At 61.9% G+C, this 12,441-nt stretch carries 11 protein-coding genes; 4 read left to right on the forward strand and 7 right to left on the reverse strand.

The window, feature by feature from the left end; translation table 11 throughout:
- The first annotated feature begins 6 nt into the window (after nt 1-6).
- On the forward strand, nt 7-942 hold the full coding sequence (cysK, locus tag KCX59_RS13185) for a cysteine synthase A (protein WP_017200618.1): 936 nt from the start codon (nt 7-9) through the stop codon (nt 940-942).
- Between the two features lie 41 nt (nt 943-983).
- Complete coding sequence (gene epsC, locus KCX59_RS13190; RefSeq protein ID WP_091468037.1) at nt 984-1,568, forward strand: serine O-acetyltransferase EpsC; 585 nt, start codon at nt 984-986, stop codon at nt 1,566-1,568.
- On the opposite strand, the gene KCX59_RS13195 is transcribed toward epsC, so the two are convergent.
- Both KCX59_RS13195 and gndA read right to left on the reverse strand, forming a co-directional pair.
- Nucleotides 1,565-2,404, reverse strand: a complete 840-nt coding sequence (locus KCX59_RS13195) for an oxidoreductase (protein WP_179017832.1) — start codon at nt 2,402-2,404, stop codon at nt 1,565-1,567. The two genes, epsC and KCX59_RS13195, sit on opposite strands and share 4 nt — an antisense overlap.
- An 84-nt stretch (nt 2,405-2,488) precedes the next feature.
- Entirely contained in the window at nt 2,489-3,925 is a 1,437-nt protein-coding gene (gndA, locus tag KCX59_RS13200; protein ID WP_178994868.1) for an NADP-dependent phosphogluconate dehydrogenase, read from the reverse strand.
- Nucleotides 3,926-4,147: 222 nt separating this feature from the next.
- On the opposite strand from gndA, the gene KCX59_RS13205 reads away from it, so the two are divergent.
- Nucleotides 4,148-4,876 carry a FadR/GntR family transcriptional regulator gene (locus KCX59_RS13205; RefSeq protein ID WP_179017831.1) on the forward strand — a complete coding sequence of 243 codons (729 nt, stop codon included), beginning with the start codon at nt 4,148-4,150 and terminating at the stop codon, nt 4,874-4,876.
- Nucleotides 4,877-4,893: 17 nt separating this feature from the next.
- On the opposite strand, the gene KCX59_RS13210 is transcribed toward KCX59_RS13205, so the two are convergent.
- Genes KCX59_RS13210 through KCX59_RS13220 form a run of 3 tightly spaced genes read right to left on the reverse strand, consistent with a single transcriptional unit; the run spans nt 4,894 to nt 7,679 of the window.
- Nucleotides 4,894-5,943 (reverse strand): L-idonate 5-dehydrogenase, encoded by a 1,050-nt coding sequence (locus tag KCX59_RS13210; RefSeq protein ID WP_179017830.1) that lies wholly within the window; start codon nt 5,941-5,943, stop codon nt 4,894-4,896.
- Nucleotides 5,943-6,713 carry an SDR family oxidoreductase gene (locus tag KCX59_RS13215; RefSeq protein WP_179017829.1) on the reverse strand — a complete coding sequence of 257 codons (771 nt, stop codon included), beginning with the start codon at nt 6,711-6,713 and terminating at the stop codon, nt 5,943-5,945. Before KCX59_RS13215 ends, KCX59_RS13210 begins: the two co-directional genes overlap by 1 nt.
- Nucleotides 6,714-6,767: 54 nt before the next feature.
- On the reverse strand, nt 6,768-7,679 hold the full coding sequence (locus KCX59_RS13220) for an NAD(P)-dependent oxidoreductase (RefSeq protein ID WP_178994875.1): 912 nt from the start codon (nt 7,677-7,679) through the stop codon (nt 6,768-6,770).
- A 70-nt stretch (nt 7,680-7,749) separates the two neighbouring features.
- Here KCX59_RS13220 and KCX59_RS13225 point away from each other — a divergent pair, with 70 nt between their 5' ends.
- On the forward strand, nt 7,750-8,817 hold the full coding sequence (locus KCX59_RS13225) for a D-2-hydroxyacid dehydrogenase (RefSeq protein ID WP_179017828.1): 1,068 nt from the start codon (nt 7,750-7,752) through the stop codon (nt 8,815-8,817).
- A gap of 8 nt (nt 8,818-8,825) precedes the next feature.
- Here KCX59_RS13225 and KCX59_RS13230 read toward each other — a convergent pair whose 3' ends face one another.
- Together KCX59_RS13230 and KCX59_RS13235 are read right to left on the reverse strand one after the other, a co-directional pair.
- Nucleotides 8,826-10,877, reverse strand: a complete 2,052-nt coding sequence (locus tag KCX59_RS13230; protein WP_179017827.1) for an acyltransferase family protein — start codon at nt 10,875-10,877, stop codon at nt 8,826-8,828.
- 165 nt (nt 10,878-11,042) lie between these two features.
- Nucleotides 11,043-12,401: an MFS transporter gene (locus KCX59_RS13235; RefSeq protein ID WP_179017826.1), complete on the reverse strand. Its 1,359-nt coding sequence runs from the start codon at nt 12,399-12,401 to the stop codon at nt 11,043-11,045.
- Nucleotides 12,402-12,441 lie beyond the last annotated feature (40 nt).

The raw sequence follows: 12,441 nt of genomic DNA on the forward strand, positions 1-12,441 counted from the left end.
ATTTTCATGGCAAGGATCTACGACGACGTCACGCAGCTTGTCGGCCGCACCCCGCTGGTCCGTCTGAACCGGCTGACCGAAGGCCTCGACGCCACCGTTGCAGTCAAGCTTGAGTTCTACAACCCGGCCAACAGCGTCAAGGACCGTATTGGCGTGGCCATCATTGATGCCGCCGAGAAGTCCGGAGCCCTGAAGCCCGGTGGAACCATCGTCGAAGGTACCTCCGGCAACACCGGCATCGCACTGGCTCTGGTGGGTGCAGCCCGCGGTTACAAGGTCATCCTGACCATGCCTGAGACCATGTCCACTGAGCGCCGGGTCATGCTGCGTGCGTACGGTGCGGAAATTGTCCTGACGCCCGGTTCCGAGGGCATGCGTGGCGCCGTCGAGAAGGCACAGGAAATCGTCGCCAACACGGAGAACTCCATCTGGGCTCAGCAGTTCGCCAACGAGGCCAACCCGGCGATCCACCGCACCACGACCGCCGAGGAAGTATGGGAGGACACCGATGGCGAAGTAGACATTTTTGTTGCTGGCGTAGGCACCGGCGGCACCATCACAGGTGTTGGCCAGGTCCTCAAGGAGCGCAAGCCCGGCGTGCAGATTGTCGCTATCGAGCCCAAGGACTCGGCGATCCTCAACGGTGGAGCGCCCGGTCCGCACAAGATCCAGGGAATCGGCGCCAACTTTGTTCCGGAAATCCTGGACACCAACGTTTACGACGAAGTCCTGGACGCGACTCTGGAGGACTCGGTCCGCGTAGCCCGTGAACTCGGCGCTCGCGAAGGTATCCTCGGCGGCATTTCCTCCGGCGCCATCGTGTGGGGTGCACTGGAACTGGCCAAGCGTCCCGAGAATGCCGGCAAGCTGATCGTCGCCGTCGTGTGTGACTTTGGAGAGCGTTACATCTCCACGGTGCTGTTCGACGACATCCGCGGCTAACACTTCGCCCGCACGCCTTCATTTCCTGTAGAAAGGTCTTTGTGAGCTTCTTCGCAAGGCTTAAGGAAGACCTCGATGCCGCCCGGTCCCACGACCCGGCGGCTCGAGGCTCTTTTGAGAACTTTTTCGCATACTCCGGCCTGCACGCCATTTGGGCCCACCGTGTGACGCACCGGCTGTGGCAGAATCCGGCGCTCCGTTTTCCTGCGCGCCTGATCTCCCAGCTGGCCAGGTTCCTTACCGGAATCGAAATCCATCCCGGTGCCACCATCGGTCGCCGATTCTTCATCGACCACGGCATGGGGGTGGTGATCGGTGAGACCGCAGAGATCGGCGAGGACGTGATGATTTATCACGGAGTAACGCTCGGCGGACGTTCGCTGGCCAAGGTCAAGCGGCACCCCACCATAGGTGACGGCGTGACCATCGGCGCAGGCGCAAAGGTCCTTGGGCCCATCACCATCGGTGCCGGCAGCGCAATCGGCGCCAATGCCGTGGTGGTCAAGGACGCGCCAGCGGAATCCATCATCACAGGCATTCCGGCCACATGGCGACACCGCGATGCACGGTCGGAAACCAAACCCGCTGTGGATCCGGCGGAGTACTACATCGAATACCGGATCTAGCCGGCGAGCCTTCTGTAAAAATTCCAGAAGACAGCGTCGAAGGCGCGGTCCGGAAGAACCCTTCGCAATGCCAGGACGCTCCAGGCTCCCCTACCCACCGGGTAGCGGGTCCTGGGGCGTTTTGCCGTTGCGGCCCGTACTATCGTTTTCGCCACAACCCGCGCCGGGGTCGACAACACATGACCGGTTCCTGATGTTGATGCCAGTGCGGCAGCCACTATGTGGGCTTGCTCGCTGTAGGGCCCTCCGCCGGAGGCAGCCAACAGGCCCTCGCCCGCGATGGTGCCCCATTCACTGTCCGTTCCCGACGGTTCAATAATGACCACGTCGATGCCGTGCGGCCCCAGCTCCAGGCGCAGGGAATCACTCATTCCCTCAACGGCAAATTTGGTGCCGTGGTACCACGCTCCCAAGGGCTCATGGATCTTGCCGCCAATCGACGCCACATTGATGATCCTGCCTGAACGCGAGCGGCGCATCCCGGGTAGGACGAGTTGGGTCATCCTCGCCAGGCCCATGACGTTGACCTCGAACTGGCGCCTGCCCTCAGCCAGTGGAACTTCTTCGAGTGAGCCGTAGGAGCCGTATCCGGCGTTGTTGACGAGCAGGTCGATTCGCCCATGTGCCGCTTCAACGAGGCCAACAGCAGACGCCATTGATTCCTCCGAAGTGACGTCCAAGGACAGCACCGTGATGCCATGCTGCTTCAACGGCTCCATCTTGTCCACACGGCGTGCCCCTGCGTAGACGGTGAAGCCGGCGGACCTGAGGGCGACGGCAGTTTCGAAACCGATTCCCGTTGAAGCTCCGGTGACAAACGCGATACGGGATGCCATGACTGGTCTCCTTCAGCTGGGTACGGCAAAGGCCGGTCTCCACAGCGTAACTGGGAGGAACCGGCCTTTGACGGGAAGCTGCTGCTAGTGGGTGTCGACTGCCGAAATCTCGGACTTGTCTTCTCCCCACAGGGTGTGGAACGTGCCCTCGGTGTCCACGCGACCGTAAGTGTGGGCACCGAAGAGGTCGCGCTGGCCCTGGATCAGGGCAGCGGCAACGCGCTTGCGGCGCAGGCCGTCGTAGTAGGCCAGCGAGGAGGAGAACACCGGTACCGGGATGCCCAGCTGGACTGCGGTGGCTACCACGCGGCGCCATGCCGGGAGGGCCTCGGCGATGGCCTTGGTGAAGGCCGGCGCGAACAGCAGGTTGGCTGGCTTCTCTTCGGCGGCGTAGGCCTTGGTGATGTCCTTGAGCAGTTCTGCCCGGATGATGCAGCCAGCGCGCCAGAGCGAAGCGATCTCGTCCAGCTTGAGGTCCCAGCCGTATTCCTTGGCAGCGGAAGTCAACATGTCCAGGCCCTGGGCGTAGGAGACCAGCTTGGAGGCGTACAGTGCCTGGCGGACGTCCTCGACGAAGGTCTCGGGGATTTCCACGGAGGCTTCTTCGCCGGCCAGCAGTTCCTGGCCAAGCTTGCGCTGCTCGGCCTGGGAGGAGAGGCCGCGGGCAAAGACGGATTCGGCGATGCCTGAGATCGGAGAACCGAGCTCCAGGGCGGAGATGACCGTCCAGCGGCCTGTGCCCTTCTGGCCAGCAGCGTCCACGACGATGTCCACGAACGGCTTACCCGTCTTGGCGTCAACGTGACCCAGGACCTCGGCGGAGATTTCGATCAGGAAGGAGGACAGGTCGCCCTTGTTCCATTCAGCAAAGATCTTGGACTGCTCTGCGGGCTCGATGCCGGCGCCGGAGCGAAGGAGGTCGAATGCTTCGCCGATGACCTGCATGTCGGCGTATTCGATGCCGTTGTGGACCATCTTGACGAAGTGGCCGGCGCCATCGGTGCCGATCCAAGCGCAGCACGGTTCGCCGTCGACCTTCGCGGAGATCTTCTCCAGCAGCGGGCCGAGGGCGTCGTAGGACTCACGCGAGCCGCCGGGCATGATGGACGGGCCGTTCAGTGCGCCCTCTTCGCCACCGGATACGCCGACGCCTACGAAGTGGAGGTCCTTCTTAGCCAGCGCGGCTTCACGGCGGCGGGTGTCCTCGTAGTGCGAGTTACCGGCGTCGATGATGATGTCACCGGCTTCGAGAAGCGGTTCGAGCTGCTCGATCACGTTGTCAACGGGAGCGCCTGCCTTGACCATGATGAGGACGCGGCGGGGCTTTTCGAGGGAGTCGACGAGTTCCTGCAGGGTTTCCGTGCGGATGAAGTCGCCGTCCGTGCCGTGCTTTTCGAGCAGGGCGTCAGTCTTTTCCACGGAGCGGTTGTGGAGAGCCACGGTGAAGCCGTTGCGGGCGAGGTTGCGGGCCAGGTTGGCGCCCATCACCGCAAGGCCGGTGACACCGATGTGTGCTGACATCAAAACTCCAATTCGTTCGTGTGCAAACAGTCCCACCTACCCCCCTGGGGGCACGCAGGAAGCGAATTCAAAACCAGGGGCTGTAATAAACCATACGTATTAAAACCGTGGGCCGGAAAGCGGCGCCCACGTTTTGGAACGGCGCCGCGTCATAAACAGTCTATGATGCCGACCCGGATCCGACTGCGCACGGGACGTCCCCGCGCCACTATGCTTACCTCTATGTCAACCAGCCTCCACCACCGCGCCGTAGAGCATTTGGGCACCAGGATTGTCGGTGGCGCCCTTCCTACAGGCCACGTCATGCTGGCCGAGCATTTGGAAGACGAACTCAAAGTGTCGCGCTCCGTTGTCCGTGAAGCTGTCCGTGTACTGCAGTCGCTGGGGCTGGTGGAGACCATTAAGCGGGTGGGCATCCGGGTCCTCCCCGCCCACCGTTGGAATCCCTTCGATCCGCTGGTGATCCGTTGGCGGCTTGCCGGCGAGGGGCGTGGCGCCCAGTTGAGGTCGCTGGCCGAACTCCGTTCCGCCGTCGAGCCTGTTGCAGCAGAGCTGGCCGCAGGAAACGCACCCAAAAGTCTTCGGCAGGAGCTGGTGGGCATCTCCCTGGCCATGAAGGAAGCCGGTGATGCCGGCGATATGGCCCGCTTCCTTGACCTCGATATCCGGTTCCATGCGCTGGTCCTCTCCGGCTCCGGGAACGAAATGTTTGCCAACCTTATTGGGCAGGTCACTGAAACCCTCACCGGTCGCACCGTCCATGGGCTCATGCCGGAACACCCCCAAAAGCAGGCGCTTCAGTGGCACATGGATGTCGCACACGCGATCGACGCCGGCGACGGTTCTGTCGCGCGCGATGCCGCCGCCAAGATCATGCGGCAGACCATCGCGGAGTTGGCACCCAGCTGGAATGACCAGCCCCGCGTCTTCGTCCCCATCGCGCAGAACTGACTGTCGCCAAGAGCCAGCTACTGCCGGAAGTTCAGCAGCACCTTGCCGGATTCGGCTGAGTTCTTCGCCACCTCAAAGGCTTCCAGGGCTTGGGCGAGGTCGAACTCGTGTGTCACCACAGGATCGACAAACAGCGAGCCATCAGCCAGGGCATCAATGACCTCATCGATCTCGTTGTTGAAGCGGAACGAGCCAAGCAGTTCCAACTCACGGGTGATGGCCAGTGAGATGAACACCGGCTGCGGTCCCGACGGCAGGAGCCCCACCATCACCACTTTGCCACCCCGGGTAGCACCCTTGATAGCCGAGGCCAGCCCGAAATGGCTTCCAGAGGATTCAATAACGACATCGGCATCCACGGCGGCGATGGCATCCGCATCATCACCCTTAAGGACGTCATCGGCGCCAACGGCCCGGGCGATTTCCAAGGGCTTGTCATGCATGTCGACAGCGACGATCCTGGCCGCACCGGCACGCTTGAGAACGGCGACCACAAGCGCACCAATAGGGCCGCTGCCGATCACAAGCGTGGTCTTTCCCTTGACGTCTCCTGCGCGTCCTACCGCGTGCCAGGCAACACTGGCAGGTTCAACCAGGGCAGCAGTGCGAAGGTCCAGGTTTTCCGGCAGCGGTCGCAGCATTCGCGTGGGCAGGTTGGCGTAGCGGCTGAACGCGCCGTCCGTGTGCGGGTACCGGGCAGCACTGCCCAGGTACGTACAGCCCGGGGACAGATTTGGCCGGTCCTCCGGGTACCTGACGTCGCCCGGGGCAGGGGTAGCCGGATGGATAGCCACACGTGTGCCAACCCCGGGGCCGGCACCATCAACAGCTTGCTGTACCACCACGCCTACGATTTCGTGCCCGAGGACCAGGGGTTCTTTGAGTACGGACTCCCCCGCTGCACCATGCAGCCAATAATGCAGGTCTGAACCGCAGATCCCACCGTAGGCGATCTCCACCACCGCCTCATCGGGAGCAGGTGCCGTCAAGGGAATGTCTTCAATCCTGAGATCGCCCTTGCCGTGGGCGACTACGGCCGGCCCGAAGGCCGGGAGATTGATGCCCATCAGACCACCACCGTCATTCCGCCGTCGACGAAGATCGTCTGGCCGTTCACGAAATTGGATGCCTGCGAGGCGAGCCACACAGTTGGCCCGGCAAGATCGGCTACTGTCCCCCACCGGTTGGCCGGCGTCCGGCCCAGGATCCACGAATTGAAATCGTCATCATCCACCAGGTTCTGGGTCATTTCCGTGTGGATGTACCCGGGCGCTATGCCATTGATCTGCAAGCCGGAGGCAGCCCACTCTGCAGTCATGGCGCGGGTCAGGTTGCGAAGTCCACCCTTGGCCGCCACATAGGGTGCAATGGTGGGACGGGCCAGGTCCGTCTGGACAGAGCAGATATTGATGATCTTCCCCTGTCCCCGGGGGATCATGTGCCGGGCCGCTTCCCGGCCCACAAGGAAGGCGCTGGTGAGATTGGTGGTAATCACACGCTCCCAGTCCTTCACATCAAGGTCCAGCATGGGAACACGGTGCTGGATTCCGGCATTGTTCACCAGGATGTCAAGAGGACCCACGTTCTCCTCCACCCAGGCCATTCCTTCAGCGGCGGCCGTGGCGTCGGTGACGTCGAAGGCCAGGCTGTGGACCCTTCCCTCCGGGTAGTCAGCAGCCATGGCCTGCCGGGCTGCTTCCAGCCGTTCGGCATTGATGCCATTGAGCACCACGGTCGCTCCGGCATCCGCCAGCCCCCTGGCCAGGGCGTTACCGATCCCCCGGCTTGAACCAGTGACCAACGCAACCCGGCCGGTCAGATCAAAAAGTCCATTCATAGTTTGTACGTCGTTTCTTCTTCGGTTGGGCCGGTTCTTCTTCAGTTGCCCCGGTCAGTTGCTGTTCGACCCCGCGGTTGCTGCCACGCTCAGGTTTGCGATGGCCTGGCGGACCACGGCGAGGTCCAGGTCTCCGAGTCCTTGGCGCTTGAGTTCGTCGTATAAATCGATTGCCGCCGAAGCCATGGGGACGGCGGAGCCAACCGCTTCAGCGCTGGTGAGCACGAAGCCCAAGTCCTTATGCATGAACTTGGCCGGCCCTGTCGGGGCATAGTCCTTGGCAGCCAGGCGGGGGCCTACGTTGTCCAGCACCCGACTTCCGGCCAGCCCTCCCGAGAGGACCTCGTAAAGCGCCACCACATCCATGCCGGAGCGTTCCGCGAGTTCGGCCGCTTCGGCCAGCGCCGCCGTCGTGGTTCCCACGATGAGTTGATTGCAGGCTTTGGCGAGCGACCCCGATCCAAGAGGACCCATGCGCCGCACCGTGGTCCCCATGGTTCCCAGAAGCGGCTCGAGCGCTTCGAACTGGCTTTCGGTCGCGCCCACCATGATGGCCAGGCTTCCGCTTTGTGCCCCGGAGGTGCCGCCACTGACCGGCGCATCAACCACCGCGGCGTTGCCCCCGGATGCCTGGTGAACAGTCTCGCCGAACAGCCGGACTGCGGTTGGTGAGACGCTGCTCATGATGACGACAGCGGTGCCCGGCTCGGGTGGATCGTTCCGCCATGACTCGAGCAATTCCGTGGCCGCTTCCTCAATGAAGGGCAGGTCAGGGAGCATGAAGATGATGGTGTTTTCGCTGCGCAGCTCTGCGACGCTGGCTGCGCGGCGGACGCCGGAGAGGTCCTCAAAAACGGTGTCTGAGCGGTTCCAGGCGGTGACATTCCATCCTGCACCGGCGAGGTTGGAAGCCATGGGCGCTCCCATGAGTCCTAGGCCGACGAAGCCCACGCGTTTGCTGGTCACGGTAGGTAACACCTCACTTCTTTGTGGTCATCCAGGAGATTTCTGTTCAATATCCTAGCCTCCATTCAGTATGATGAACACCATGACGACTGACGAACTTACCATCGCCATCGCTGTGCCGCTCGAAGCAGAGCACGTAGAGCTGATCCGCGCTGTAGATCCCTCTGTAACCGTTCTTTACGATCCCGAACTTCTTCCGCCGGAAAGGTTCCCCGCCGATCACGCCGGCGATCCGGAGTTCAAGCGCACGCCGGAGCAGGAGGAACGCTACTGGGCCATGCTTAACAGGGCCCAGGTCCTGTACGGCTTCCCTAACGAGAGCCCGGCCGGACTGGCGCGTATAGCCGACAGCAACCCCCACCTGCAATGGATCCACGCCATGGCGGCCGGAGCGGGTGGCGCCGTCAAGGCATCCGGCTTGGACACGGAAACCCTTCAAAAGTTCCGCGTGACGACATCCGCGGGTGTCCATGCGCTGCCCCTGGCAGAGTTCTCAGCCTTCGGCATCCTCAACGGGTTCAAGCGCAGCGCCGAAATGGCGCAGGACCAGGCCACCAAAAACTGGCCCGAGCTGAGGACGCCCACCAAGCTGGTCAACGGCTCCAAAGTGGTCATCGCGGGCCTCGGCGAGATTGGCATGGAGACTGCTCGAATCGCCCGGGCCTTGGGGATGAAGGTCAGTGGAACGAAGCGCACTGTGGAACCGGTGGAGGGGATCGACGAGGTCACCACCAATGAGGGCCTCCCCGGCCTGCTGGCGGACGCCGACGCAGTGGTGAACACACTGCCCGGCACCCCATACACGGAGAAGCTGTTCAACAAGGACATTTTCTCCGCCATGAAGCCGGGAACCGTATTCGTCAACGTCGGCCGCGGCACCGTAGTGGATGAGGTCGCTTTGCTGGAAGCCCTGAACAACGGCCAGGTCTCATACGCCTGCCTCGACGTATTCGCGGTGGAGCCACTTCCGCAGGACAGCCCTTTGTGGAATCATCCCAAAGTCCTGGTGTCACCGCACACCTCGGCATTAAGCACAGCGGAAAACCGGCTCATCACGGAACGCTTCTGCAGCAACCTGCGCACATTCCTGGACGGTGGCGAACTCCCCCACCTGGTTGATCCGGTCCACTTCTACTAGGCCGGAAACTACCATCCTGTGGCGTCAAACCACCTCTCGGACAACGTCTCGGTCATGGTCCTGACATAGGTACTCGAGAGGTGGTTGTCGTCGAGGTAGACATACACGTTGCCAACGATGCCCGGGCATGAAGATCCGTCGCAGATCAGGTCCGTCATGTCCAGGATGGACAACCCCGTGAAAGTACCCTCCAACTGATCCAAGGGATTGCTTTCGGCAAGCACCGACGACTGGGCTGGACGGCAGCGTGGGTCCTCTACGCCGGACGCCATTGCACACTCACTCGGGCTGAATGAGAAGCGCGGGTTGTCCCTCATGGCGATGACCTCAATGCCCTGGTCAGTGATCTCGCCAACCAGTTCGTCAAGACCCCAAGTGAGGTCCTCATCCGGCGAGTCTGTAACTGCTGCCGTCCCCACAAGGAAGACAGCATCGGGCTGATGGATACGGATGTGTTCCCGGACGTTTCGGTTGAAGGCGTTGCATTCGTCCCCTACCTCGTCCGTTTCGGTCATGAACGGGCAGGCCCCGAACGTGATGGCCTGGACACGCCACTGGTGCTCCTTGGCCAGGGGGCCGATGGCTCCAAGCCACTGCAGCGAATGGGACTGACCCACCACAAAGACGGTCCTCTCGGCGTCAGCACCGACGTCGTTCTGCTGGCACTCTGCAAACAGCACCGGATCCGTTGGACGAAGATCTCCGGTACACGCGCCGTCGAGCCTTCCCCAATCTTCCGGCAGCTGCTCAGGGGTGGGCAGCGTCCGCGCGCCCTCGCTAACAAGGTCGACATATCCGGGAAGCAACGCCCGCGCCCCCGGGTTATCGTCGGCATTCTGCGAAGCGATAATGTTCTTCGCCATTTGTTGCTGGTATCCGAACTGCACCATCGGAGCGGCAGCGACCGCAAGACAAACAAATACAGCCAACGCCAGACGCCGGCGCTTGGCCTCCGGCCATCGCCATGCACGCAATGGTTGCTCCACGAACCGGGTAGTGAGGAACGCCAACAGCAGCGACGCACCCACGATCAAGGTGCCGGTGATCGCATCTGCATGGTCTTGGCCGATCCACACCAAAGTAATCACCAACAGCGGCCAATGCCACAAGTAGAGCGCATAGGAGGTAGATCCCAGACCCACCAACAGCTTGGACGAAAGGATCCTGTCAACTCCGAAGCGACTGCCCGATTGCCCCGCGACAATGACAGCCACGGCCGCAAGGGTAGGCCATAAAGCCACAAACCCAGGAAACGCGGTCTGCACCTGAAGAAGGGCGCCACAGCTCAGCATGGCGGCCACCCCTGCCCAGCCAAGCACGCTTCGCAGTCCCCGCCCGGGCCGAAGATACGGAAGCAACAGCGCCACCAGCGTGCCCAAGGCAAACTCCCACAACCGGGCAAAGGTATCGAAGTAGGCCAATTCCTGATTGGCCGCCGTGAAGTAGATCGAATACGCCAGCGATACTGCGAAGATCAGTCCGAAGACTCCAAGCAGCACGGCCCGGTACCGCAGATTCAGGCGGCGACACACCCAGGCCGTGGCAACGAAGATGGCCGGCCAGACAATAAAGACCTGCCCTTGGATGGACAGCGACCAGAAATGCTGAAACGGACTCGCCAAGCTGTGGTCTGCCGCGTAGTAATTGACCACCTGGCGCTGGAGCAGCCAATTTTCGACGTAGAACAGCGAAGCCCATCCCTGGCTGACTATTTCGATCCAGCGTGTGCGGGGAATGAACACATACGTGGCCGCGAGAGTGCCAAGCAGGACCACGACGACGGCAGGCAGCAGCCGCCAGAACAGGTGCAGCCAGTGCCGCACCAGTGATACCGGCCGCGCGTCCTCGTAACGGCTGACGAATTGCAACGTCATCAGGAACGCCGAAATCAGCAGGAAGACGTCCACTCCACCGGAAACCCGGCCGAACCAAATGTGGTATGAAACGACCATGAGTACAGCCAAGGAACGCAGGCCTTGGATCTCAGGCCGAAACGTAGTCTTCCCTGCCCGGACCTGCCCGGTACTCTCCGGTGACGCAAGGCCCTTGGTTGCCGTCATCGACACGCTCCTCTTTCGCTGCACCAATTCTGCACTGCCACCCGCGAATTTCCACCACAGTCTGAGCCACTCATTTTTGTGTTCAGTCGCAAAACAGCGCGGCCCCCTCTTGAAGGAGGTGCCGCGCTGTTTTGGGAGTTCCTGGTGCAGGTGCTTCTGCGGAACCTACTTTGCGTCTTCGGTACTGACGAGGTCCCTGCCCGCCGTCTCAGGGGTAAAGAACGTGGTCACGAAAGAGATGAGCGCCAGGACCAGGGAGTAGATGGCCAGGACCAGCCATGAGTGGTTGGTGGCGGCCAACATCAGCGCGCCGAGCAGCGGTGCAAGTCCGCCAGCCAGGACCGCCGAGATTTCGCGACTCATGGCGACGCCGGTGAAGCGGTACTGGGATCCGAACAGTTCCGGCAAGAGAGGGCACTGGGGGCCCAGCATGGACTGAACACCGATTGCAATGCCTACCGCCATGACTACCCATACCAACGTGACGTTCCCCAAAGTGACCAAGTAGAAGGCAGGAACCGCGATGATCGCCTGGAAGAGTGCGCCGTAGCGGTACACAGGAACACGGCCGAACCTGTCGGACAAGGCACCGAAAGTTACCACCATGACCGCGGCGAAACCGGCCGCGATCAGCAAACCCACAGGACCGATGGAGTTGTTACCAGCGAACACGCCCGCCGGCATGCTCATGAAGGACACCAGAAGCGCGGAGTAGATCGAAGAGTTGCCGTTCTCGCCCATGCGAAGACCGATGCCGAGCAACACGTTCTTCTTGGAGTGCTTCCAGAGAGCGCCAATGGGGTTCTTGACCACGTTCTTGTGCTTCTCCAACTCCTGAAACGCGGGCGTTTCCTTGAGCTTGAGACGGATGAAAATGGCCACGGCGATCAGAATGAAACTGGCCAGGAAAGGCACCCGCCACAGCCACCCCTGAAGGACGGCCTTGTCCGCCATGGCAATGAGCGCGAAGGTGCCGGCACCGAGGAGCGTGCCCAACTGGATGCCGACAAACGGCAATGAAGCGAAGAACCCACGACGACGGCGCGGAGCCACTTCTGAAATCAGGGTCGTAGCGCCGGCTTGCTCGGCTCCGGCCCCCAACCCCTGGATGATTCGCAGCGTGACCAGCAATACAGCGCCGAGCATTCCGGCTTGTTCGAAGGTGGGAAGAAGGCCGATGGCGAAACTCGCAGTTCCCATCAAAGCGATGGTGAGGATGAGGACCATTTTCCTTCCGAACCTGTCCCCGATGTAGCCGAAGATCAAACCGCCAAACGGACGGGCAGCAAAGCCAACGCCGTAGGTGGCGAACGACGCAATCAACGCGCCGTCAGGGCCCAGCGGAGAAAAGAACAGCGGACCGAAGATCAGCGCCGAAGCCAAGCCATAAATGTAGAAGTCGTAGTACTCCAGTGCGGAGCCGACAGAGCTGGCCAGCGTAGCCCGTCGGAGCTGTTCCGGCTCGACTACAGCGTCCACGGCCTCGGCCGCGAGCTTTTCATTTGCACGAGTTATCACAAGCACTCCCTCAAAATCACCCCGGGCCCCCGTTGGCCCAGCGAGA

Source organism: Paenarthrobacter nitroguajacolicus, assembly GCF_051027655.1.
GTDB lineage: Bacteria > Actinomycetota > Actinomycetes > Actinomycetales > Micrococcaceae > Arthrobacter > Arthrobacter nitroguajacolicus.

Bases quoted from the DNA above. Each gene is read 5' to 3' on its own strand.
- cysK (WP_017200618.1), top strand. From the start codon at position 7: ATGGCAAGGATCTACGACGACGTCACGCAGCTTGTCGGCCGCACCCCG.
- KCX59_RS13195 (WP_179017832.1), bottom strand. From the start codon at position 2,404: ATGGCATCCCGTATCGCGTTTGTCACCGGAGCTTCAACGGGAATCGGT.
- gndA (WP_178994868.1), bottom strand. From the start codon at position 3,925: ATGTCAGCACACATCGGTGTCACCGGCCTTGCGGTGATGGGCGCCAAC.
- KCX59_RS13205 (WP_179017831.1), top strand. From the start codon at position 4,148: ATGTCAACCAGCCTCCACCACCGCGCCGTAGAGCATTTGGGCACCAGG.
- KCX59_RS13210 (WP_179017830.1), bottom strand. From the start codon at position 5,943: ATGGGCATCAATCTCCCGGCCTTCGGGCCGGCCGTAGTCGCCCACGGC.
- KCX59_RS13215 (WP_179017829.1), bottom strand. From the start codon at position 6,713: ATGAATGGACTTTTTGATCTGACCGGCCGGGTTGCGTTGGTCACTGGT.
- KCX59_RS13225 (WP_179017828.1), top strand. From the start codon at position 7,750: ATGATGAACACCATGACGACTGACGAACTTACCATCGCCATCGCTGTG.
- KCX59_RS13230 (WP_179017827.1), bottom strand. From the start codon at position 10,877: ATGACGGCAACCAAGGGCCTTGCGTCACCGGAGAGTACCGGGCAGGTC.